The 21469-nt window shown below is 57.5% G+C and carries 25 protein-coding genes; 17 read left to right on the top strand and 8 right to left on the bottom strand.

Translation table 11 applies throughout. The features are described 5' to 3' along the window. Window positions 1–54 precede the first annotated feature (54 nt). On the bottom strand, window positions 55–1413 hold the full coding sequence (gor, locus tag ACR0K5_RS01670; RefSeq protein WP_480628004.1) for a glutathione-disulfide reductase: 1359 nt from the start codon (window positions 1411–1413) through the stop codon (window positions 55–57). A 127-nt stretch (window positions 1414–1540) separates the two neighbouring features. Next, window positions 1541–2329, bottom strand: a complete 789-nt coding sequence (rpiA, locus tag ACR0K5_RS01675; RefSeq protein ID WP_480628005.1) for a ribose-5-phosphate isomerase RpiA — start codon at window positions 2327–2329, stop codon at window positions 1541–1543. A gap of 167 nt (window positions 2330–2496) precedes the next feature. Here rpiA and ACR0K5_RS01680 point away from each other — a divergent pair, with 167 nt between their 5' ends. From ACR0K5_RS01680 to ACR0K5_RS01695, 4 genes are read left to right on the top strand one after another with little or no spacing between them, the layout of a single operon-like run. Beyond that, window positions 2497–3198, top strand: a complete 702-nt coding sequence (locus tag ACR0K5_RS01680; RefSeq protein ID WP_480628006.1) for a glutathione S-transferase family protein — start codon at window positions 2497–2499, stop codon at window positions 3196–3198. Window position 3199: 1 nt separating this feature from the next. Then, a complete protein-coding gene (locus ACR0K5_RS01685; protein WP_480628007.1) occupies window positions 3200–4573 on the top strand; it encodes an L-serine ammonia-lyase in 1374 nt (457 codons plus the stop codon). Between the two features lie 23 nt (window positions 4574–4596). Beyond that, window positions 4597–5013, top strand: a complete 417-nt coding sequence (locus ACR0K5_RS01690) for a GFA family protein (RefSeq protein ID WP_480628008.1) — start codon at window positions 4597–4599, stop codon at window positions 5011–5013. 45 nt (window positions 5014–5058) lie between these two features. Beyond that, on the top strand, window positions 5059–5973 hold the full coding sequence (locus ACR0K5_RS01695) for a DMT family transporter (RefSeq protein ID WP_480628009.1): 915 nt from the start codon (window positions 5059–5061) through the stop codon (window positions 5971–5973). Here ACR0K5_RS01695 and ACR0K5_RS01700 read toward each other — a convergent pair. Further along, window positions 5918–6595: a thiamine diphosphokinase gene (locus ACR0K5_RS01700; RefSeq protein ID WP_480628010.1), complete on the bottom strand. Its 678-nt coding sequence runs from the start codon at window positions 6593–6595 to the stop codon at window positions 5918–5920. The genes ACR0K5_RS01695 and ACR0K5_RS01700 overlap by 56 nt on opposite strands. A 153-nt stretch (window positions 6596–6748) precedes the next feature. Between ACR0K5_RS01700 and ACR0K5_RS01705 the strand changes: the two genes are divergently transcribed. Further along, window positions 6749–8455 carry a hypothetical protein gene (locus ACR0K5_RS01705; RefSeq protein WP_480628011.1) on the top strand — a complete coding sequence of 569 codons (1707 nt, stop codon included), beginning with the start codon at window positions 6749–6751 and terminating at the stop codon, window positions 8453–8455. 231 nt (window positions 8456–8686) lie between these two features. Here the strand turns inward: ACR0K5_RS01705 and ACR0K5_RS01710 are convergent, their stop codons facing one another. The 5 genes from ACR0K5_RS01710 to nthA all read right to left on the bottom strand — a co-directional run bounded on the left by ACR0K5_RS01710 (window position 8687) and on the right by nthA (window position 11991). Further along, window positions 8687–8923, bottom strand: coding sequence for a DUF2842 domain-containing protein (locus ACR0K5_RS01710; RefSeq protein WP_480628012.1), 237 nt, complete (start codon window positions 8921–8923; stop codon window positions 8687–8689). Continuing rightward, the gene (locus tag ACR0K5_RS01715; protein ID WP_480628013.1) at window positions 8923–10218 is read right to left on the bottom strand and encodes an adenylosuccinate synthase; all 1296 of its coding nucleotides are present in this window, start codon (window positions 10216–10218) and stop codon (window positions 8923–8925) included. The genes ACR0K5_RS01710 and ACR0K5_RS01715 overlap by 1 nt, the downstream gene beginning before the upstream one ends. 158 nt (window positions 10219–10376) lie before the next feature. Beyond that, window positions 10377–10706 (bottom strand): nitrile hydratase accessory protein, encoded by a 330-nt coding sequence (locus ACR0K5_RS01720; RefSeq protein WP_480628014.1) that lies wholly within the window; start codon window positions 10704–10706, stop codon window positions 10377–10379. Beyond that, a complete protein-coding gene (nthB, locus tag ACR0K5_RS01725) occupies window positions 10703–11380 on the bottom strand; it encodes a nitrile hydratase subunit beta (RefSeq protein ID WP_480628015.1) in 678 nt (225 codons plus the stop codon). The genes ACR0K5_RS01720 and nthB overlap by 4 nt, the downstream gene beginning before the upstream one ends. After that, entirely contained in the window at window positions 11377–11991 is a 615-nt protein-coding gene (gene nthA, locus ACR0K5_RS01730) for a nitrile hydratase subunit alpha (RefSeq protein WP_480628016.1), read from the bottom strand. Before nthA ends, nthB begins: the two co-directional genes overlap by 4 nt. 151 nt (window positions 11992–12142) lie before the next feature. Here nthA and secG point away from each other — a divergent pair, with 151 nt between their 5' ends. From secG to ACR0K5_RS01790, 12 genes are all read left to right on the top strand, one after another. Beyond that, complete coding sequence (gene secG, locus ACR0K5_RS01735; RefSeq protein ID WP_480628017.1) at window positions 12143–12511, top strand: preprotein translocase subunit SecG; 369 nt, start codon at window positions 12143–12145, stop codon at window positions 12509–12511. A gap of 160 nt (window positions 12512–12671) precedes the next feature. Next, on the top strand, window positions 12672–14315 hold the full coding sequence (locus ACR0K5_RS01740) for a CTP synthase (protein ID WP_480628018.1): 1644 nt from the start codon (window positions 12672–12674) through the stop codon (window positions 14313–14315). 122 nt (window positions 14316–14437) lie between these two features. Continuing rightward, window positions 14438–14920, top strand: coding sequence for a bacterioferritin (locus tag ACR0K5_RS01745; protein WP_480628019.1), 483 nt, complete (start codon window positions 14438–14440; stop codon window positions 14918–14920). Between the two features lie 168 nt (window positions 14921–15088). Then, window positions 15089–15865 carry an isocitrate lyase/PEP mutase family protein gene (locus tag ACR0K5_RS01750; RefSeq protein ID WP_480628020.1) on the top strand — a complete coding sequence of 259 codons (777 nt, stop codon included), beginning with the start codon at window positions 15089–15091 and terminating at the stop codon, window positions 15863–15865. A gap of 75 nt (window positions 15866–15940) precedes the next feature. After that, on the top strand, window positions 15941–16234 hold the full coding sequence (locus tag ACR0K5_RS01755) for a DUF1330 domain-containing protein (protein WP_480628021.1): 294 nt from the start codon (window positions 15941–15943) through the stop codon (window positions 16232–16234). A gap of 42 nt (window positions 16235–16276) precedes the next feature. Continuing rightward, the gene (locus ACR0K5_RS01760; protein WP_480628022.1) at window positions 16277–16726 is read left to right on the top strand and encodes a tellurite resistance TerB family protein; all 450 of its coding nucleotides are present in this window, start codon (window positions 16277–16279) and stop codon (window positions 16724–16726) included. Window positions 16727–16746: 20 nt separating this feature from the next. After that, on the top strand, window positions 16747–17184 hold the full coding sequence (locus ACR0K5_RS01765) for a tellurite resistance TerB family protein (protein ID WP_480628023.1): 438 nt from the start codon (window positions 16747–16749) through the stop codon (window positions 17182–17184). A 5-nt stretch (window positions 17185–17189) separates the two neighbouring features. Then, on the top strand, window positions 17190–17912 hold the full coding sequence (locus ACR0K5_RS01770; RefSeq protein ID WP_480628024.1) for a phosphate/phosphite/phosphonate ABC transporter substrate-binding protein: 723 nt from the start codon (window positions 17190–17192) through the stop codon (window positions 17910–17912). Window positions 17913–18058: 146 nt separating this feature from the next. Next, a complete protein-coding gene (locus ACR0K5_RS01775; RefSeq protein WP_480628025.1) occupies window positions 18059–18835 on the top strand; it encodes an ABC transporter ATP-binding protein in 777 nt (258 codons plus the stop codon). Window positions 18836–18868: 33 nt separating this feature from the next. Further along, the gene (locus tag ACR0K5_RS01780) at window positions 18869–19618 is read left to right on the top strand and encodes a transporter substrate-binding domain-containing protein (RefSeq protein ID WP_480628026.1); all 750 of its coding nucleotides are present in this window, start codon (window positions 18869–18871) and stop codon (window positions 19616–19618) included. A gap of 79 nt (window positions 19619–19697) precedes the next feature. Next, the gene (locus tag ACR0K5_RS01785; RefSeq protein WP_480628027.1) at window positions 19698–20585 is read left to right on the top strand and encodes an ABC transporter permease; all 888 of its coding nucleotides are present in this window, start codon (window positions 19698–19700) and stop codon (window positions 20583–20585) included. Beyond that, window positions 20582–21388: an ABC transporter permease gene (locus tag ACR0K5_RS01790; protein ID WP_480628028.1), complete on the top strand. Its 807-nt coding sequence runs from the start codon at window positions 20582–20584 to the stop codon at window positions 21386–21388. Before ACR0K5_RS01785 ends, ACR0K5_RS01790 begins: the two co-directional genes overlap by 4 nt. Window positions 21389–21469 lie beyond the last annotated feature (81 nt).

The raw sequence follows: 21469 nt of genomic DNA on the forward strand, positions 1-21469 counted from the left end.
ATTGGACCGTGTGATCACGGGTTCCCTTGTAACGTGTGTGCGCGCGCTTGCAAATCAAGCCGTGCGTACAGGTTGCCGCATTGTCACCAGTTCTTCGGCCATCACCGGATGAACTGCAACCGTGCGGTCGAAATCTTCCTTGGTCGCGCCCATCTTTACGGCGATACCAGCCAGCTGAATCATCTCACCGGCACCCGGTGCCACGATGTGGCACCCCAGAACTTTGCGGGTGGCCTGAGAGACAATCAGTTTCATCAGAACACGTTGCGTGCCACCGGCAAACGCCTTCTGCATTGGCTTAAACGACGTCGCGTAGACCTCGATCGGTTCCTGTTCCGCCGCTGCTTCTTCGCTGAGGCCCACGGTACCCATTTCAGGCTGGGTAAAGATTGCGGTGGGGATCAACTCGTGATCCACCGGCGTCGGGTTGCCCTTGAAGACCGTTTCGACAAACGCCATGCCTTCACGGATCGCAACCGGAGTCAGGTTCACCCGATCTGTTACGTCACCGATGGCAAAAATCGAAGGCACACCCGTCTGGCTGTAATCATCAACGATGATCTCGCCCTTGCGCCCGCGTTCAACGCCAAGGGCTTCCAACCCCAGATCATCTGCATTCGGCGCGCGACCGGTTGCGTACATCACAACGTCGAAGGTCTGCTCCGATCCATTGGTGGCTTTGACCCAGATCTTGTCGCCCTGCTTTTTCATCTCAAGTACGTTGGTGCCCAAATGCAGGTCGATGCCATTCTGACACATCTCTTCGCTGATCAGCCCACGCGCCTCGTCGTCAAACCCACGAAGGATCTGTGCACCACGATAGAACTGAGTCGTCTTGACCCCCAGCCCGTTCATGATCCCGGCGAATTCACAGGCAATATAGCCGCCACCGACGATCAGCATGGTTTCGGGCAGCTTTTCCAGATGAAATATCTCGTTCGAAGTGATCGCCAGTTCCGAGCCCGGAAACTCTGGCACAACCGGACGACCTCCGGTGGCCACCAGAATATGCTTGGCGGTCTTGCGGGTGCCGTCTGCCAGTTCAACCGTGTGCGGATCGACGACATGAGCGCGCTGATCAAAGCTTTCGACGCCGTTGTTCTTGAGAATACCGCGATAGATGCCCTCCAGCCGATCCAGTTCGGCATGCAGCTTTCCCTTGAAGGTATCCCAATTAAACGCACCCGGCTTGATATCCCAGCCATAGGCCTGCGCGTCTCCGACCGTTTCCGCAAACTCGCTGGCAAAAACCATCAGTTTTTTTGGCACGCAGCCCCGGATCACGCAGGTTCCGCCATAGCGGTCCTCCTCCGCCAGCGCCACCTTGGCTCCGTTTTCACCGGCCGCCACCCGCGCTGCGCGAACCCCGCCCGAGCCGCCTCCGATGACAAAAAGATCATAGTCAAAGCTCATGCCGGGTTCCTTCGTTCAACTTGCAAAAATTCCTTGGATATCTGGGCGTGAAAACCCCGATGCCAACCCCCGGGGCGCGGAATTTTCGACCTTTTACCGACGCTTGTCCGATTGGCTTTCATAAAACTCAGTCCGTTTTATCGGAAAACAGGTTCTCTCGGGATCCACTTAACAGCTGATCCAGTTCAATGGTGCCCGCATTGATATCCCGCAGTTCGACCCGCCCGTCGCCATGGCCGATGACGACCTTGTCACAGATATCGATGAACAGACCGTTTTCGACCACGCCCGGCACTTGGTTCAGGATCAGCGCCATCTGACGAGGGTTACCGATGCGCTGAAGGTGTAGGTCCAGGATGTGGTTACCTTCATCCGTTACAAACGGGGCCTCGCCATTCATACGCAACGCCGACGAGGTTCCAAGCACATCCATCGTATCCAGCGCTTCTTCGATCAGGGTTCGGGTGGTCTGCCAGCCGAAGGGAACAACCTCTACCGGCAAAGGAAAAGCACCCAGCGTTTCCACCTCTTTCCCCGCATCGGCGATGACGATCATCTGATCGCTGGCCGTGGCCACAATTTTTTCCTGCAAGTGCGCGCCGCCACCGCCCTTGATCAGGTTCAGATCACCGTCGAATTCATCCGCCCCGTCGATGGTCATATCCAGCCACCCGGCCTGATCCAGAGAAATGACCTCAATCCCCACCTCGCGCGCCAACTGCGCGGTGCGGGTGGACGTGGGGACACCCTTGATCCGCAAACCTTCGTCCTGCACCCGTTCACCCAGACGGCGCACCAGCCATGCGGCTGTTGATCCCGTCCCAAGACCCACACGCATTCCGTCTTCGACCATCTCGGCGGCACGGCATGCAGCCACGTATTTTGCGGTGTCGATGGGCGACAGATCTCCGGTCATGGCAGCTTTCCCAGTTTAGTCTGCCGGAGTTATAGGGAATGCGCCGCACAACTGCGACCACAATTTGCGGTCCGGCAAGCGTAAAGATGTCTCAACATTGCGCGTTTCCTATCGGAAACGTCGCAATCATGTCTTACACCCACATCTTTGTCATATAGATTGCCCGCATGATGACCCGATACCGCCTGCATTATGCTCCTGATAACGCCTCTCTGGTGATCCGGCTGGTGCTGGAAGAAATGGGTGTGCCCTATGATACCGTGCTGGTGGATCGCCGTCGGAACGAACAGGACAGCGCAGCGTATCGGGCATTGAACCCCAACGGACTGATCCCTGTGCTGGAAACGCCGCAAGGACCGATTTTTGAAACTGCGGCAATCCTGCTGTGGCTGTCCGAGAGACATGGGCAACTGGCCCCGGCAGCGGAAGCCCCTGAACGTGCCGAGTTTTTGAAATGGCTGTTCTTTGCCTCCAATACTCTGCACGCCGATCTGCGCATCCTGTTCTACGCTGAGAAATACATCGATCCGTCTCAGGCTGACACGCTGCGTGCAGGCATTCGCCCACGGTTGCAGCAGCATCTGCAACTGCTGGACGCGCTCACCAAACGTGCCCCGGCCTGGTTCAGGGCGAACAGCCCGTCGGTTCTGAATTACTATGTCGCCTGTATGATGCGCTGGATGGCCTTGTATCCGGCCAAGGCAGATCGCAGTTGGTATCAACTGGCTGACACCCCGAACCTGCAGACCATCCTGATGCAGCTAGAAACGCGCCCCGCCACCCACTCGGCTATTGCGGCTGAGGGTCTGGGGCTCACACCGTTCACATCTCCTACTTACGCCAACCCCTTAGAAGGCTCAGCTACCTGATATGTTCCTCTCTGTCTTCGATATGTTCAAAGTGGGCATCGGCCCGTCCTCATCGCACACTATGGGCCCCATGGTGGCTGCGGCACGCTTTCTGGACATGATGCGCGCATCGCCTTTTGAATTTGCGGGTCTGAAAGGATCGCTTCATGGCTCGCTCGCCTTTACCGGCGTCGGCCATGCGACAGACCGAGCGACTATTCTGGGATTGGCCGGCTTTGTTCCCGATACCTATGACAACAACATGGCCGAGGCCGCATTGGCGGACATCGCGAACACGCATACGGTTACCCCCGAAGGCCTGCCCACGCTTCAGTTCGATCCCAAAACCGATCTGATTTTCGACTACGACAACAACCTGCCCGGACACGCTAACGGTATGATCCTGATGGCCACGGACGCGCAAGGCGACGTGATCCTGCGACAGGTGTTCTATTCCATCGGCGGTGGCTTTGTCCTGACCGAGGAAGAACTGGCCGAAGGCAAAGCGACAGACGAAGGCGGGCCAGTGCCATTCCCGTTCAAATCCGCCGTTGAAATGCTGGAGATGGCCAAATCCAGTGGCAAGAGCATCGCCGAGCTGAAACGAGCCAATGAAATTGCGCGCGGTTGTGCCGACAGTTTTGCCAAGGGCTCTGCCCGCTTGTGGGAAGTCATGAATGCCTGCATCGAGCGCGGTTTGACGACCGACGGCATCCTGCCGGGCGGGCTGAAGGTGCGCCGCCGGGCTAAGGGTATCTATGACGCGCTGATCGCCGAGCGCGGCATGAACCTGACCGCGCCGCACACGATCAACGACTGGATGAGCGTCTACGCCATGGCGGTCAACGAAGAGAACGCCGCCGGTGGACAAGTCGTTACAGCGCCCACCAACGGGGCGGCGGGCGTTCTGCCCGCTGTGTTGCGCTATTACCTGGACCACGTGCCCGGTGCCTCGGAGAGCCATATCGAGGACTTCCTGTTGACCGCCGCCGCGATTGGCGGGCTGGTCAAGTACAACGCCTCGATCTCGGGTGCCGAAGCGGGATGTCAGGCCGAGGTCGGCAGCGCATCTGCCATGGCGGCGGCCGGGCTTTGCGCCGTGATGGGCGGCACACCCGAGCAGGTGGAAAACGCAGCTGAAATCGCGTTGGAGCATCACCTCGGCATGACCTGCGATCCCGTCGCCGGTCTGGTTCAGGTGCCCTGTATCGAGCGGAACGGGCTGGGCGCAATCAAAGCGGTGTCGGCAGCATCGCTGGCCCTGCGCGGGGACGGGGAACATTTCGTACCTTTGGATTCGGTGATCGAAACCATGCGTCAGACCGGCCATGACATGCACGAAAGGTATAAGGAAACCTCACTTGGCGGGCTGGCCGTGAACGTGCCAAACTGCTGAGATTACAATAGGAGAGGGTCGATATGCGTGGACATTGCTTGTGCGGCAGCATCAAGTACGAGATTGACCCTCCTGCCCTGTCCTGTGTCACCTGTCACTGCGACAGCTGCCGACGCCAATGCGCCGCACCAATGACCACCTACTTCGCGGTCCGCGATGGCCAGTGGCACTGGTCCGGAGAAGAACCGAAATGCTTCAACTCCTCTCCCGGGGTTGAGCGCAGCTTTTGCCCGCATTGCGGTACGCCGATCTCTTTCCGCTCAGCCAAAATGTCGGATGTGCTGCATCTTTACGTTGCTACTTTAGAGAACCCCGAGGCGATGCAACCCACATTGCATGTTGCTCACGAGGAAAAACTTAGCTGGCTGCAAATGGATGACGGTCTGCCCACCTGCATCGGGCCGGATTACACAAAGGTTCAACCTCTGCCCGACGTCTGATATTCGATCTTTCCACTGTGCTGCGAAGCAGATAGCGTCGCGCGCATGACTCAGGATCGCCCCGTCTTAGGCATCTTCTTGATGCTAGGTTTTTGCGTGCTCGCACCATTGGGGGATGCGATGGCAAAGCTTTTGGGCGAAACGACGCCACTAGGTTTGCTGGTTACAGTCCGCTTCGCGGTACAAGCGTTGATTCTCATCCCCCTTGTGGCGATGACAGGGCGGCCGTGGCGGATGCGCGGACGGATCATGCGCCTGACTATCATCCGCACACTGCTGCACATCATCGGCATAACCGCGATGTTCAGCGCGCTGCAGTTCCTGCCTTTGGCTGACGCCATCGCCATCGCCTTTGTCATGCCTTTCATCATGTTGCTGCTAGGTAGATACGTTCTGGGCGAAGAGGTCGGCGCGCGGCGCCTTGTAGCCTGCATCGTCGGATTCATCGGCACCCTGCTGGTCATCCAACCCAGCTTTGCCGAGGTCGGTGCGCCTGCCCTGCTGCCTTTGATCGTAGCCGTGGTCTTTGCCCTGTTCATGTTGGTCACGCGGCAAATCGCCAAGGAAACTGATCCGGTTTCGCTGCAGGCGATATCTGGCATCCTTGCGACTGTGGTACTGATTCCGGTCCTTATGATCGGAACGCCGCTTGGTATCTGGGAGGTGTCAGCAACTTTCCCAGCCCCTGACATGTACTGGTTGCTGATCGCGATCGGAGTTTTGGGAACAGTCGCGCATCTGCTGATGACATGGTCGCTGCGCTATGCACCTTCCGCCACACTGGCCCCCATGCAATATTTGGAAATCCCCGTCGCGACCCTGATCGGCTGGATCATTTTCAGCGACCTGCCTGACGGGCTGGCTGCGGTCGGCATCCTGATCACCATCGGCGCTGGTCTGTACGTCATTCTTCGCGAACGGGCCAACGCTCGGTCTGCCCCGACAGAAACACCTGCATAAGCGGATCGAGAGTGGCGCGGGGAAGCATTACTAAAAGACCCGGCCCATCCATCTTCAACTCAATATCCGACAGCGCGCGATTGGAGGTCCCCACCTGCTTGTCCGGCTGAAACTCAAGCCCGTCGATTGGCCATTCAAGTCCGGTACTTCGCCCGGTCACGGGGCGCATTGGAAACAGGGAAACCACGTCTCCGGGTGCCACCGGAAGCCGGATTTGGGGGGGCGCGTGGAACACCACCTCGTGCTCGCCCAGCAGGATGCAGGCCTGATCCTGACGTCTGACAAGAATGTTCAGAACTGCGAGCTGGTGATCAAGCCGCCCGCCCAGAAACCCGGCCCCCAAAACCAGCGGAGCCTGTATATTGCGCAACGCCTTGTCGAAATCGGTGCTGTCCTGTTCGCGAATGGCAAAAAGCCGGTCAGCCGGGATTTTTGCTTTCGACGCTTTGTCCAGCGAATCAAAATCCCCGATGACCGCATCTGGAATACGACCTGATTCTGTCAGAACTGTAGCCCCGCCATCCGCTGCGACGACCGAAGTGACGCGGTTCAGCACCAAATTCAGATCCTCAGAGCCTACAAATCCGCCCCCAAACAGCCCGATTGGATCAACAGAACGCACAATTGGACCATTTTTCCTAAGATTGGCCATTTTTTCCGGATTTGGACACATTAAGACCACAAAATGATAGGTTCATGCATAAAGTTCAGAGCCTCCGTGTGCACCCGAGTCCGGGTAAGTTGGCTCTCGTAGTTTGTAAAGGACGTGCGTCTGATGGTACAGAATAACAAGGTATTAACCGTTTCCTATGGAACCTTCTCCTGCACTTTGGAAGGATTTGACGATTCCTTTGAAACGATGAAAGCCATTGCCGAATATTTCCGCGATCTTGCTGCGGATGATCGTTATTTCGGTTCGGAACCTCCACAACCAGACGCCGAAATGCTGACCCGCATTGCACGCCGCGACGCATCGCAGCGCGTCGAAGCCAGCCAAAACGAATCCGGCCTGTTGCTGCGTGCCTCTCAGGGTAACGAAGACCCGGCACCTGTCGCTTCTGATGCACCGGCCCCGCACACGGCCGACATCAACATCATGAAATCCCCCACTCCCGAACATACGCAGCCAAGCCTGGCGCAAACCGCGTACGCAGATGTGGAAACTGTCGAAGACACCCCTTCTCCGGCAGCTGATAGCATTGCAGCGAAACTGCAGCGTATCCGGGCCGTTGTGTCCCATTCGGACGTCCCCGCCACTGCCTATTCCGAAGACGAGGAGGCTTCGTTGCTTGCCGACGCCGCCTCTCCGGTGGACGCGGTGGCAGCCGCGTTCGAGGCCGGAGCTCTCAGCTCAGAAGACTTCGCAGAACCTGCGGAGCTGTCGACTGCAGACGTTGAGGATCAGCAAGAACTCGATGTCGAAGACGCGCATGTTGACGAAGTGCAAGCATCCGCACCAACGAAAAATCCAGACATCGAAACCGCAGAAGCGATTATCGAGGACGTGTCCGAACAGCAGGTGCCACTGACCCCCGAGCACCTGCAGGACCCAGAAATCGAAGACACAACGGAAGCGCCGCTTCCCGCCGAGCCCCTGTTCGCGGATCTTGAAGAAGACATCGACGAGGAAATCGACGAAGACGATGTTCCAAACATCCTCAACGTTGAAGACGTTGCGGTTGAGTCAGACGATGAACCTGTTGAAGATTCCCAAGATGGTCAGGCGCAGGGTTTATTGACCGAAGACGACGAAAAAAACCTGCTGTCCGAGATTTCTGAAATCGAAGAAGACATGGCCGGTCGCTCGAGCCAAAAACTGACTGATGACGCCGATCCTGATCAGGATATCTCGCGTCTGATGGCCAAAACTGGCGAACACATGGAGGATCCCTCCAGCAGTGATGCGCGCGAAACTTATTCGCACCTTCGCACTGCTGTTGCCGCAACCGAGGCTGACCGTGACGACCAGGCGACTTCGGGCACCTCGTCTGTCGATGAATATCGCGTTGATCTGGCTTCGGCGGTCAGCCCGCGCCGCCCCGAAGTTAATGTGACCAGTATGCGCCCGGAAGCAGAGGCTCCGGCCCCGTTGAAACTGGTGGCGGAGCAGCGCGTGGATGATCAAAGCAAACCAACCGGCCCTGTGATGCCGCGACGCGTCACCTCAGATCTGGATGACGCCGGATCGGAAGAAGGCGGCTTTGCACAGTTCGCACAGGATCAGGGCGCTCAGTCGCTGCAGGATCTTCTGGAAGCAGCCGCGGCTTATCTGTCCTTTATCGAAGGTCAGCAGCAATTCTCGCGCCCGCAACTGATGAACAAGGTCCGTTCATTGAAGCAGGATGAGTTCAATCGAGAAGAAAGCCTGCGTTCGTTCGGACAGTTGTTGCGCGATGGGAAAATCGAGAAAGCCGGTGGTGGCCGTTTTGCGGCATCCAACCTGATCGGTTTCCGTCCGGATGATGAACGCGCAGTCGGATAACCGCTGCGCCGATTGGAAGTCAGGGCCGGGTAACCCCCGGCCCTTTTTTTGTCGCTCGCTCAGATGCGAAACGCCTGAAAACTAAACACGGAACTGAGTTGGCTATTGAATCGGGTCTGACCGATGCGCTTGTGCCCACACCTTTCACCATGGCCAATGAAATTACAGGCAAACAGCGCGTTCACACGCGTGTCACTCAGCGAGCCCAGTCTTTTGCGGTTTTTCCAATGCTCAGGACTGATCCGGGTCTTCCTTGCCAACGCCGCGAAAAACGAATTTGAACGGCAAGGCCCAAAGAATGCCCAGAACAATATAAACCAGAAGCTCCACCCAGATCGGGGGTCGCTCCAGCCAGTTTAGGACCGTCACCACCGCCACAATGTAAAGAGGCAGTCCTATAACAAGGATCACCAGCGACCAACGCCGGCGCGCCTTGTAACTCAGACCTGTTTTCTGCTCTTCGTTCATCAGTCAGCAAATGGGTCGGTCACCAGAATGGTGTCGTCCCGCTCCGGGCTGGTGGACAAAAGTGCCACCGGGCACTCGATCAGTTCTTCGACCCGGCGCACGTACTTGATCGCATTGGCCGGAAGTTCCGCCCAACTGCGCGCACCTTCAGTGGATTCGCTCCAGCCCGGCATTTCTTCGTAGATGGGCTTGCAGCGCGCTTGCTGATCAGCAGCGGTGGGCAGATAATCCAGACGTTCGCCGTCCAGTTCATAGCCGGTGCAAATCTTCAGCGTTTCAAAGCCGTCCAGAACATCGAGTTTGGTCAGCGATATGCCGTTTACGCCACTGGTCGCGCAGGTCTGACGCACCAGACAGGCATCAAACCAGCCACAGCGACGTTTGCGGCCCGTGACGGTGCCAAACTCATGCCCACGGGTTCCAAGACGCAGGCCGTCATCGTCGTCCAATTCGGTTGGGAACGGCCCCTCACCCACACGGGTGGTATAGGCTTTTACGATACCCAGAACGAAGTCCACGGATCCCGGACCAATACCGACACCAGTCGCCGCCTGCCCGGCAATCACGTTAGACGATGTCACAAACGGATAAGTTCCGAAGTCGATATCCAGCAATGCCCCTTGCGCACCTTCAAACAGGATACGTTTGCCGGCTTTGCGTTTTTCGTTCAGCACTTTCCAGACGGGCGCCGCGAACGGCAGGATCTGCTGTGCGATCTCTTTCAACTGAGCGATCAGCCCGTCGCGGTCGACCGGTTCAATCCCCAGCCCTTTGCGCAGCGGATCATGATGCTGCAACGCGCGGTCGACACGCGCCTCAAGCGTCGCTTCGTCAGCCAGATCAGCAACACGAACGGACCGGCGGCCAACCTTGTCTTCGTAAGCGGGCCCAATGCCGCGACCAGTGGTTCCGATTTTGGTGCCTTTGCTCGCGGCTTCTTCTCGGGCGCGGTCCAGCTCTCCATGAATAGGTAGAATCAACGGCGTGTTTTCTGCGATCATCAGCGTTTCCGGAGTGATCTCGACCCCCTGCTCACGGATCGATGCGATTTCCCCGACCAGATGCCAGGGGTCCAGCACAACCCCGTTACCGATGACGCTCAGCTTACCGCCGCGCACGACGCCCGAAGGCAATGCGTTCAGTTTGTAGACTTCTCCGTCAATGACCAGCGTGTGACCGGCGTTATGCCCGCCCTGAAAACGCGCGATCACGTCCGCCCGTTCGCTGAGCCAGTCGACGATCTTGCCTTTTCCTTCGTCACCCCACTGGGCGCCGACAACAACCACATTGGCCATATCCGGTCCTTTTGCGCTGAAATATCAAACCCGGCTCATATAGCGGGGCACAAACGGCAGGGAAACCGATATTTCGCCGCAGATGAAAATCGCGCGAACGCGCGATACCTCGGGGGAGTCGCCCAGCAAGGGCGGCGGGGCAGAGCCCCCCCCCGATTTCAACGCAGACGCACCGGTCGCCCGTGGGGTGTCGTCAGATAGGCCTCTTCCCAAGCCTGATGCAGATCTTTCACTTCTTGCGACGGCGCGGCGCCCTGCTCGGCCAGCAGACCCTCCAGCGTTTCCAGCCACGCATGGAAATAGTCGTCGCCGCCATCCAGCTCTCGAGAGAGCCCGTGGTGCTTCAGTGTTTCCGAGAAACGGGCCGCCCAGTCGGGCCACTCAAACCGCCCCGCTTCGTTCAGGGCAACGGTGACGGCGAAAACCTGAGCGTGCCAAGGTTCGGCAAAGACGGGCTCGGGCGCGCTATGGGTGATACAATCGCTCATGCCGGCTCCAGATAGCTTTGCCACAGATCCAGCACCACGTCGTCATCGGGGTGTTCAGGGTTGGCCCAAAGCTCCGAGGCCGGGAATGCCACGGCATAGATCGGTTCAGGCGCTTCGCCCAGCCCATGAGCATTGGAATCAGGCAGGACATGCGTTCCGTGCAGGCGCAGGATTCGGCCCTTCGCCCCAGACGCATAGATCGGCAGACGTGTATGGCCACCATCCACAAGGCGATTTGCTGCGGGGCGGGAAGTGACAACTTCCTGCCCGACAGAATACAGCGCCGCCACGTTAGAAGGTCTGTCCGCAGGCCCACCTTTGGCCAATGCGGCAGACACGGCTTCCGCTTTAAGCATCTTTTCTGCCAACGGGTGCGATCCGACATTTCCATCGCCACACAGGTCGTCCAAGGTGAGAACACCTTTTTCGACCAGAAGATCAGCCAGACCCGATATCCATTTTTCGTAGTACGAAAAGCGCGTGTAGTCTTTTGGCGAAAGCCGTTCGCGTGCATGGCGGGATACGTCGATGTTCCACTGCCCCAGAAAGCCGGAGGCAAGTGTCACCGCCAGTGCTCGTGCGTGCCAGTCCTCGGCAAAAACCGGTGCATCTTCTGCTTCCGGATTTATTGGACCATCCCCAAAACGGCCTCCCATGTCATGAACGCGGGTCATGAGGGAACCTTCGGCAGGCCTGTGCCGATCATACTGTCGCGTGTCACTAGTGCGGCAAGCTCCTCCTCATTCATCCCATCAGTGCCTTTGGGTCGCATGGGCAATACGAGGTAGCGAATCTCGGCAGTCGAATCCCAGACCCGCACCGAAGTGCCCTCGGGCAAGGTGACATCGAATTCAGCCAGCACTTTGCGAGGCTCCCGTACCGCACGGGCGCGGTAGGCGTCAGATTTGTACCAGCCAGGCGGAATACCCAGCAGAGGCCACGGGTAACAGCTGCATAATGTACAGACGACCATGTTGTGTTGAGCAGGCGTGTTCTCGACAACAACCATGTGTTCGCCTTGTCGGCCATAATATCCAAGGTCGGCAACCACCGGGGTGGCGTCTTCCAGCAAGGCGGCTTTAAAGGCCGGGTCACTCCAGGCTTTGGCAACAACCCGCGCGCCGTTCTGCGGGCCGATCTTGTTCTGGTAGGTGTCGATGATTTCATCCAGAGCAGCCGGATCGATCAAACCTTTGCGGGTCAGAATCGTTTCAAGCGCTTTGACGCGCAGCGCGGGCTCGGGCGGTAAAAGGGCGTGCGGGTGGTCATGATCGTCGTGTGGCATGGGCCGCAGCCTGCGTCAGGCATCGGTGTTCTGTCCAGTCCCTTTACCGTGATATGATACATCACGCGCGGTGATGCGAACTCCTGACTTGCCCCCGCTGGCAAACTTGCATAAGTACCACGCGATACACGCCACGCTGTACAGGACCACCATGGAAAACGTCGTTCTCATCATCCACCTTCTTTTGGCTCTGGGCCTGATTGCCGTTGTCCTGATGCAGCGGTCCGAAGGCGGTGGCCTTGGCATGGGTGGCGGCGGTGGTGGCGCCATGACAGGCCGGGCAGCAGCGACCGCTTTGGGTAAACTGACCTGGATTCTGGCCGCCTGTTTTATCGTGACCTCGATCACGCTGACCATTCTGGCGGCTCAAAAATCTTCGGGCAGCTCGGTCATTGACCGGCTGGGCGTTCCGGCTCCGGCCTCGACCGAAGAAGGAACACCTGCAGTTCCGTTGGCTGATGATCTTCTGCCACCGGCACAGGGCGACAATGCGCCGCTGATTCCGCAAGCTGGCGACTAAGCCACAAAACCTAGAATTCTGAAAGAGAACTGCAACAGCATCTTGCGGTTCTCTTGCGCTTTTGGCGCGAATCCTTTATACGTGAAGTCCCGTGATGCAGCGGTTTTTCGGAACCGCCGGGCAGCTGATTTTGACGTCTCACGGGAGCAGCCGAAAAACTATGGCGCGTTTTATTTTCATCACTGGTGGTGTGGTTTCGTCCTTGGGCAAAGGACTGGCTTCGGCGGCGCTGGGGTCGCTTTTGCAGGCCCGGGGATACTCAGTTCGACTGCGCAAACTGGACCCCTACCTTAACGTCGATCCCGGCACGATGTCGCCCTTTGAACATGGTGAAGTGTTCGTGACCGACGACGGTGCCGAAACCGATCTGGACCTTGGCCACTACGAACGTTTCACCGGTGTAGCCGCACGCAAGACCGACTCGGTCAGCTCGGGCCGGATTTATTCCAACGTGCTCGAGAAGGAACGCCGTGGCGACTACCTCGGCAAGACCATTCAGGTGATCCCGCACGTCACCAACGAGATCAAGGATTTCATAGCCATTGGCGAGGATGAGGTCGATTTCATGCTGTGTGAGATCGGCGGCACCGTAGGTGATATCGAGGGCCTGCCCTTTTTCGAAGCCATCCGCCAGTTCAGCCAGGACAAGCCGCGCGGCCAGTGTATCTTTATGCACCTGACCCTGCTGCCCTACATCAAGGCGTCCGGTGAGCTAAAAACCAAACCGACGCAGCACTCGGTCAAGGAACTGCGCTCGATCGGTCTGGCGCCTGACATTCTGGTTTGCCGGTCCGAAGGCCCGATTCCGACCAAGGAGCGCGAGAAGCTGGCTCTGTTCTGCAACGTGCGCCCCGACAGCGTGATCGCGGCGCAAGACCTCAGCACCATTTACGACGCGCCGCTGGCCTATCACCGCGAAGGTTTGGATCAGGCGGTTCTGGATGCGTTCCAGATCAGCCCTGCCCCGAAACCGGATCTGGCCAAATGGGAAGACGTCAGCGACCGCATCCACAACGCCGAGGGCAAGGTAAAAGTTGCTATTGTGGGCAAATATACTCAGCTTGAAGACGCCTATAAGTCGATTGCCGAGGCGCTGACCCATGGCGGCATGGCAAACAGGGTCAAGGTAAAGGTTGAGTGGGTGGACGCCGAGGTGTTCGACAACGAAGACGTCGCACCGTACCTGGAAGGCTACCACGCTATCCTCGTACCCGGCGGGTTCGGCGAGCGTGGCACCGAGGGCAAGATCAAGGCAGCGCAATACGCGCGTGAGCATAAAGTGCCCTATCTGGGTATCTGCTTGGGTATGCAGATGGCCGTCATCGAAGCCGCTCGGAATGCGGCTGGCATCAAGGAAGCGGGTTCGGAAGAGTTCGACCATGAGGCTGGCAAGAAGCGTTTTGAGCCTGTTGTTTACCACCTGAAAGAATGGGTGCAGGGCAACCACAAGGTCGAACGCAAAGTCGGCGACGACAAGGGCGGCACCATGCGTCTGGGCGCTTATGACGCCGTGCTGGCCGAAGGGTCAAAAGTAGCTGAAGTCTATGGTAGCACCAGTATCGAAGAGCGCCATCGCCACCGATATGAAGTGGACATCAAGTACCGCGAACAGCTTGAAAAAGCCGGGCTCAATTTCTCGGGCATGTCGCCGGACGGTCGCTTGCCAGAGATCGTGGAATGGTCGGATCACCCGTGGTTCATCGGCGTTCAGTACCATCCGGAACTGAAATCCAAACCGTTCGACCCGCACCCCCTGTTCCGCGATTTTGTACGCGCTGCGAAAGACACATCGCGTCTGGTTTGATTCTGGGCTGTGTCGGACTGTCACCCCGCGTTGTTTTATGGGGGCTGATCTCTTAACTGTATGGCGAAGCAGAATTTCTGCTTTGCACGTTAGATGCAGTTCAGAGTTTCAGGAGATTTACGATGAGCAACGCAACAACGATCACCAACCTCCAGCAAGCGCTTCACATGGAGCTGACGGCGGCGCACCAATATCAGCTGCACGCCCATATGCTGGAGGACTGGGGGCTTGATATCCTGGCCGAAAAGATGCGCGGTGAGATGCAGGAAGAACTGGGGCACTCTGACGCGTTCATCGAGCGTATTCTGTTCCTTGGCGGCGTGCCCGAGCTTGCATTTCAAAAAGACCCGGCGGCTGCGGGTTCTTTGGAAGAGATGTTCGCCGCGGACCTGAAAGACGAAATCGAGGCCGTTGATTTCTACACCAAAGCCGCATTGCAGGCCGCTGAGGTCGGAGATGTCGGTTCACGCACCCTGTTCGAACGCATTCTCCTTGAGGAAGAAGGCCACAAAGACTGGCTGGACACGCAGTTGAACCTGCTGAAGCGCCTGGGTGAAGCCAATTTCAGCGCGAAATTCGTTTCCGGCGCAGCAGACGAAGCCTGACGTACCTAAGCTCGCCTGACCAAAGCACCAGCATTGCTCAGACCAGAGTTTCATGGTCTGAGCGGACGAACTTTCGTCACTTCAAAGTGACGTTTCAATACAAAAAACTTCTACTCGGTCTGCCTTTGTGGGGTTAACTGTTGATTACACCACGACAGGAGAGCCTCGATGACCGATCAGTCCCAAAAAGCAGAGACCTTTGCCAGTCTTCACAAGAAAGGCGACCCGGTCGTATTGTTCAACATCTGGGACGCTGGAAGCGCGGGCGCGGTTCAAGAGGCTGGTGCACAGGCCATTGCCACAGGTAGCGCTCCTGTTGCCATGGCTCAGGGGTTTGCGGATGGGCAGAACATCCCGCTTGAAGCCGCCTTGAGCAACGCTCAAAGGATCGTGAACGCCGTGGACGTGCCTGTCACACTGGATTTCGAGGGCGGTTATGCCAATGATCCAATGGGCATTATCGCCAATGTTCAGGCTGCTTTGGAAACCGGAGTGGTCGGCTTCAACTTCGAAGATCAGATCGTTGGCACCAAGGAATTGTATGACATAGAAACTCAGGCTGCACGCGTAGGAGCCATGCGCGAGGGGTGCAATGCGGCAGGTATCCCTGCCTTTATCAATGCGCGCACGGATATCTTCCTGAAGGTCGCCCCTGAAACACATAGCGAGGCGATGCTGGAGGATGCTATGGCTCGGGCCAAGGCATATGATGATGCAGGCGCCAGCGGATTTTTCGCTCCGGGTCTGAAGGACGAGGCCATGATCGCCCGGCTTTGCGAGGCAACGAACCTGCCCGTAAACATCATCGCCCTGCCCGGTACCCCTGACACGCGACGGCTGGCAGAACTCGGCGTCGCCCGCGTCAGCTATGGCCCGGTTCCCTATCGTCATATGATCGGGCGGCTGACGGATGAGGCGCGCACGGCCATTCATTACAAGGGTTGATCATACTTAAGTGATGGGATTGCAATTGCGACCATTTCTCATCACCTTGCCCCTGAACCTGAACAGGAGGCAAATGTGACAAAAGGATATTGGGTTGCGCATGTCGATGTGGACGACATGGAAACTTACAAGAATTACATTGCCGCGAATGCAGAACCCTTTTCGGCTTATGGCGCGCGCTTTCTGACGCGTGGAGGTGAGCGTTCGGTAAAAGAAGGTGCGGCACGAGCCCGAACAGTTGTGATAGAGTTTCCAAGCTATGAGGATGCGCTGGCCTGTTATGAAAGCGAGGCGTACCAAAATGCCAAAGCCCTGCGCGATCCGGTATCGATCGGCGATCTTGTGATCATTCGGGGCTATGACGGGTAGTCTGCGCTTGGCGCACCACAAAATATGGAATAACCTGTAGCTATGTTGAAAAAGTTCTTTCAAGCGCTCAGACCGCCTCAGCATGAACACCTGCCGGACCCGGATGCCGAACTTGCTTTGGGCGCGCTCATGGTGCGCGTGGCGCAGGCCGACCGGGACTACAAACTGGAAGAGATCAGCCTGATCGACAAAATTCTGGCCCGTCTCTACCAGCACAATGCAATCGAAGCGGCCAAGGTTCGTGCCACTTGTGAAAAGCTCCATGCCGCAGCGCCCGAAACCGATACTTTTGGCAAATTGATCCGCGAGACAACGGACCTGAAAGAACGCCTGGCGGCGCTGGATGCACTATGGGAGGTCGTTCTGGCCGACGGAACGTCCGACGAAGGTGAAATGAAGATCGTCGAAGAGGCCCGCGTTGCCATGGGGTTGAGCTTCAATGACAGTCAGGCTGCGCGTGAACGCGTTCAAAGCCGCTTGGATGTAAACTAGGCCAGCGTTATATCTACCCAATGTTCAGTGAATTTCTTTCCAGGCTCACGCAGCCTCAGCCCGACCCGCTTGTCGAAGATGACGCCCGCCTCGCCCTGACGGCCCTACTGGTACGTCTGGCACGTTCCGACAACGACTATTCTGATACCGAGATGGCGCGCATCGACCGAATCTCGGCAGAGCGTTATGGCCTGTCCCCGTTCGAAAGCGCCGCCCTGCGCGCCCGCGCTGAGGAACTGGAGGCGGAGGCCCCGGATACGGTCCGCTTTACCCGAGCTATCAAAGAGGCGGTTGCCTATGAAGACCGCTTGGCGGTTGTTCAGGCACTGTGGTCCGTGGCTCTGGCCGATGGGCACCGCACGAGCGAGGAAGATTCGCTGCTGCGTCTGGTTGTCAGTCTTCTGGGCGTGAGTGACGTGGATTCCGCCTTGGCACGACAAAAGGCAGCAAAAACGTGATTGCCATGCTGGGCATGTATGACATGCCCGCCGTGCACGCCGCCAATGACCGGTTCTGGGGGTTGATTCGCGCGAATCTTGGATCTGGCCCAGAACACCTTACCCGCGACACGGATGTGTGGGAGGTCTGGCGAGACCCGAACCTGGTTTTGGCACAAACGTGTGGCATGCCGTTCCGAACCCGATTGCATGGTGATGTGCAACTGGTTGGCACCCCGGATTATGGCCTGCACGAGTGCCCTCCCGGACACTATTGCTCGATCTTCGTGATACGCCGCGATGAAACGCGCGATCTGGCGGGGCTAAGTACCGGTGTGTTCGCGTATAATGAGGGCTTGTCCCAGTCTGGCTGGGCAGCCCCGATCACCTACATGTCCCGCGCAAACCTGCACCCTGCCGAACTGTTGGAAACCGGCGGGCATGCACGTTCAGCCCAGGCGGTTGCAGACGGCAAAGCCGACTTTGCCGCGCTGGACATGCTGACGTGGCTGATGCTGCAGCAACACACCGACTTGGGAAACAAACTGTGCGAACTGGCAAGGACACCCCCGACCCCGACCCTTCCCTACATCACATCAATGGGTCAGGATCCTCAGGTCATTGCGGGCGCTGTGCGAGCTGCAATTGACCAACTTGGCGACGATGATCAACGATTGCTGCATATTCGCGGGCTGATCGACATTCCGGCAGCAGACTATCTGGCTGTTCCAACTCCGCCTTTGCCGTGAGATTTCCAAGTCAACGACTGCCCAAATTGTCGACTGAATTTGACCAATTTGGTTGTTTCCCTGCTTGATTCTGTGATTTGCACATTGCATTGAGCTTATTTTTCGGTCCTAGTACCGCACCAACACCACAAACCACTGGACTGCCCGTGACAGAAACTGCTCCCGTCATCGAAATCAAAGACCTTCACAAAAGCTTCGGCAATCTAGAGGTGTTGAAGGGAGTAGATATAACAGCCCATCGGGGCGACGTAGTTTCACTGATCGGGTCGTCAGGGTCCGGCAAATCGACACTTCTGCGCTGTTGCAACCTGTTGGAAGATAGCCAGCAAGGCGAAATCCTGTTCAAGGGCGAACCGGTCAAATGGTCCGGGCAAAACCATGGGCGTCGTCCTGCCGACCCCAAACAGGTTCTGCGAATCCGCACCAATCTGTCGATGGTGTTTCAGCAGTTCAATCTTTGGGCACATTTGACGATCCTGCAAAATGTGATGGAAGCTCCGGTCACTGTTCTGGGCCGCGACAAGGCCGAGGTCGAAGACAGCGCCCGCAAGTACCTTGAGAAAGTCGGCATCGGCGACAAGTGCGATGTCTACCCCGCTCAATTGTCCGGTGGGCAACAACAGCGTGCCGCCATCGCGCGCGGTCTGTGCATGGAGCCTGAGGCCCTGTTGTTCGACGAACCGACCTCAGCACTGGACCCGGAGCTGGAACAGGAAGTCATCAAAGTGATCAAGGACTTGGCGGCCGAGGGGCGCACTATGATCATCGTGACCCATGACATGAAAATGGCTGCCGATATCTCAAGCCACGTGGTGTTCTTGCACCAGGGCCTGATCGAGGAAGAAGGCACGCCAGAAGATATCTTTACGTCACCCGAATCCGAACGGCTTCGGGGCTTTCTCTCCGCCACCAAGGCGGCTTAACTTCAAAAACAGAACCAAACTGGGGAGTAACCAATGAAAAACCTGATTCTGTCCACTGCAGCACTGGCGCTGACCGCCGGTATCGCCATGGCCGACACGGTCCGTATGGGCACCGAGGGCGCCTACCCTCCGTATAACTTCATCAACGACGCTGGCGAGATCGACGGTTTCGAGCGTGAAGTCGGTGACGAGCTGTGCAAGCGCGCCAATCTGGAGTGTGAGTGGGTCAAGAACGACTGGGACTCGATCATTCCGAACCTGGTTTCAGGCAACTATGACACCATCATCGCCGGCATGTCGATCACCGACGAACGCGATGAGGTCATCGACTTTACCCAGGACTACTACCCTCCGACCGCTTCGGCCTATGTCGCGACTTCTGACGCGGCAGACGTAACCGGTGGTGTTGTTGCAGCGCAGACTGCCACGATCCAGGCGGGCCACGTCGCCGAATCCGGCGCAACCCTGGTGGAATTCGCAACCCCGGAAGAAACCATCGCGGCCGTCCGTAACGGTGAAGCCGACGCCGTTCTGGCCGACCGTGACTATCTGGTACCGCTGGTCGAAGAATCGGGCGGTGAGCTGGTCTTTATCGGTGACCCGGTTCCGCTGGGTGGCGGCGTCGGCATGGGTCTGCGTGAAAGCGACGGCGAGCTGCGTGGCAAGTTCGACGAAGCCATCACTTCGATGAAAGCTGACGGCACGCTGAACGAAATGTTGATCAAGTGGTTCGGTGAAAGCACCGCCACGTACGGTACTGACGGTTCGGTCGTCACCAACTAATACCAGATCTACCCCGGTCCGGTGCCTCGGCGCCGGGCCGCATCCGGCCTTGCCGGAACAGACGTTCGAAAGACGCCATATGTTCTCCTACTGCGCTGATCCTGACACGCTGGGCACGTTCCGCTGGTTTTCGTGCTACCTGACCAATGGCGTCCACTGGTCGTTCTACCTGTCTTTCATCAAGGTTCTGGCCTTGCTGGCTGTGACTGCCCCTGTAGCGCTTAGTTTCGGGTTTGCAGGTGCCATGGCAGCGCGGTCGCATTTCCCCCCGCTCAGCTGGCTGGGCAAGGCTTACATCGCCATTGTGCGCGGCGTGCCCGACATCGCCTTCTTTCTCTTCTTCGTCATCGCGCTGGATCAGGGATTCGAGTGGATTCGCCACAAGGTTCTCTGCCCGGAGTGGACAGATCCGATCCGTCAGGGCAATGACTTCCTCGTCTGCCAAGCGGCTAAGTTGCCATTGGGAACCGCACCGGAATGGGTGCATGAAACCTATGGCTTTTTCCTTGCCGTCATCACCTTCTCTATCGTTTTTGGCGCCTTCGCCGCCAATGTCCTGTTCGGCGGCATGCGCGCCGTACCTCACGCGCAACTTGAAACCGCCGAAGCCTATGGCATGAATCGCCGCCAGACCTTTTGGAAAATACTGGTGCCTCAGATGTGGGTCTATGCCCTGCCCGGCCTCAGCAACCTGTGGATGGTGCTGATCAAGGCGACGCCGCTGCTATTTTTACTGGGTGTCGAAGACATCGTGTATTGGGCGCGCGAACTCGGCGGCACCAAAACTTCGAAATTCACGCAGTACCCTCATGGCGACTGGCGTATGTGGTACTTCCTGTTCCTGCTGATCTTCTATCTCGGTATGACGCGTGTGTCGGAGCTTGGGCTTGAAAAGCTGATGCGCCGATTGTCCCACGGACAGGCCACTTCCGGCGGAGAACTTCTGCGCAAGGAGACCACGGCATGAGCTGCATTCAGACCATTCAAGACTACGGCCTGCGCTCACTGGGTTTCGGCGAGCGCCTGTTGCCAAAGTCTGATTTCACACTGTGCGAACATTTCACACTGATCGGTTCGGGCATGATCTGGAACGTCTATTTCGGCGTCATGGCGATGGTGACAGGATTCTTCTTGGCCACTGCACTCGCGGTGGGCAAGGCCTCGAGCAACAAGTTGCTTCGCAAACCTTCCGAATGGTTCATCTTCCTGTTCCGCGGCTCGCCACTCTTCATTCAGTTCTTTTTTGCCTATTTCTTCTTCCTGTCGCTGAAGAAACCCTATCCGATGTTCGACGCATTCACGTCGGCCTGGCTGGGGGCGCTGATTGTCCTGTTCCTAAACACATCGGCTTATTCGGGTGAAATCTTCTATGGCGCGCTGCGATCCATTCCTAAAGGGGATATTGAAGCCGCCGACGCCTATGGCATGTCTGGCTGGTCGCGGTTTCGCCGGATCATTTGGCCCACAATGCTGCGGCTTGCATGGCCTGCCTACACAAACGAAGCGATCTTTGTGTTCCAATCAACCACGTTGGTCTTTTTCTCGGCCTTTCCGGCCTGGCAACAACGCGGCGACGCGCTCTATTACGCCAGCTATTTTGCGGACAAAACGTTCAACCCGTTTGTTCCTTACCCAATCCTCGCGTTCTACTTCATCCTGCTGACGCTGGTAATTGTCGGTGGTTTTGGGCTGGTGAACAAACGCCTGAACCGGCACCTGCCCGTCGCCAGACAGTCGAAAATGCGCTTTAAACTGAACCTGGCGCGCTGACAAACAGCGCGCCCGAATCCTCGGCGTTTCAGGCAAAAACAATGCGCCACTCGCCCATGTAGATGCGTTGTGTCTTCTGTC

The organism is Ruegeria sp. AB9, assembly GCF_056542585.1.

Coding starts and splice junctions, on each gene's coding strand:
- gor (WP_480628004.1), bottom strand. CDS start 1,413: ATGAGCTTTGACTATGATCTTTTTGTCATCGGAGGCGGCTCGGGCGGG.
- rpiA (WP_480628005.1), bottom strand. CDS start 2,329: ATGACCGGAGATCTGTCGCCCATCGACACCGCAAAATACGTGGCTGCA.
- ACR0K5_RS01680 (WP_480628006.1), top strand. CDS start 2,497: ATGATGACCCGATACCGCCTGCATTATGCTCCTGATAACGCCTCTCTG.
- ACR0K5_RS01685 (WP_480628007.1), top strand. CDS start 3,200: ATGTTCCTCTCTGTCTTCGATATGTTCAAAGTGGGCATCGGCCCGTCC.
- ACR0K5_RS01690 (WP_480628008.1), top strand. CDS start 4,597: ATGCGTGGACATTGCTTGTGCGGCAGCATCAAGTACGAGATTGACCCT.
- ACR0K5_RS01695 (WP_480628009.1), top strand. CDS start 5,059: ATGACTCAGGATCGCCCCGTCTTAGGCATCTTCTTGATGCTAGGTTTT.
- ACR0K5_RS01705 (WP_480628011.1), top strand. CDS start 6,749: ATGGTACAGAATAACAAGGTATTAACCGTTTCCTATGGAACCTTCTCC.
- ACR0K5_RS01710 (WP_480628012.1), bottom strand. CDS start 8,923: ATGAACGAAGAGCAGAAAACAGGTCTGAGTTACAAGGCGCGCCGGCGT.
- ACR0K5_RS01715 (WP_480628013.1), bottom strand. CDS start 10,218: ATGGCCAATGTGGTTGTTGTCGGCGCCCAGTGGGGTGACGAAGGAAAA.
- ACR0K5_RS01720 (WP_480628014.1), bottom strand. CDS start 10,706: ATGAGCGATTGTATCACCCATAGCGCGCCCGAGCCCGTCTTTGCCGAA.
- nthB (WP_480628015.1), bottom strand. CDS start 11,380: ATGACCCGCGTTCATGACATGGGAGGCCGTTTTGGGGATGGTCCAATA.
- nthA (WP_480628016.1), bottom strand. CDS start 11,991: ATGCCACACGACGATCATGACCACCCGCACGCCCTTTTACCGCCCGAG.
- secG (WP_480628017.1), top strand. CDS start 12,143: ATGGAAAACGTCGTTCTCATCATCCACCTTCTTTTGGCTCTGGGCCTG.
- ACR0K5_RS01740 (WP_480628018.1), top strand. CDS start 12,672: ATGGCGCGTTTTATTTTCATCACTGGTGGTGTGGTTTCGTCCTTGGGC.
- ACR0K5_RS01745 (WP_480628019.1), top strand. CDS start 14,438: ATGAGCAACGCAACAACGATCACCAACCTCCAGCAAGCGCTTCACATG.
- ACR0K5_RS01750 (WP_480628020.1), top strand. CDS start 15,089: ATGACCGATCAGTCCCAAAAAGCAGAGACCTTTGCCAGTCTTCACAAG.
- ACR0K5_RS01760 (WP_480628022.1), top strand. CDS start 16,277: ATGTTGAAAAAGTTCTTTCAAGCGCTCAGACCGCCTCAGCATGAACAC.
- ACR0K5_RS01765 (WP_480628023.1), top strand. CDS start 16,747: ATGTTCAGTGAATTTCTTTCCAGGCTCACGCAGCCTCAGCCCGACCCG.
- ACR0K5_RS01770 (WP_480628024.1), top strand. CDS start 17,190: ATGCTGGGCATGTATGACATGCCCGCCGTGCACGCCGCCAATGACCGG.
- ACR0K5_RS01780 (WP_480628026.1), top strand. CDS start 18,869: ATGAAAAACCTGATTCTGTCCACTGCAGCACTGGCGCTGACCGCCGGT.
- ACR0K5_RS01785 (WP_480628027.1), top strand. CDS start 19,698: ATGTTCTCCTACTGCGCTGATCCTGACACGCTGGGCACGTTCCGCTGG.
- ACR0K5_RS01790 (WP_480628028.1), top strand. CDS start 20,582: ATGAGCTGCATTCAGACCATTCAAGACTACGGCCTGCGCTCACTGGGT.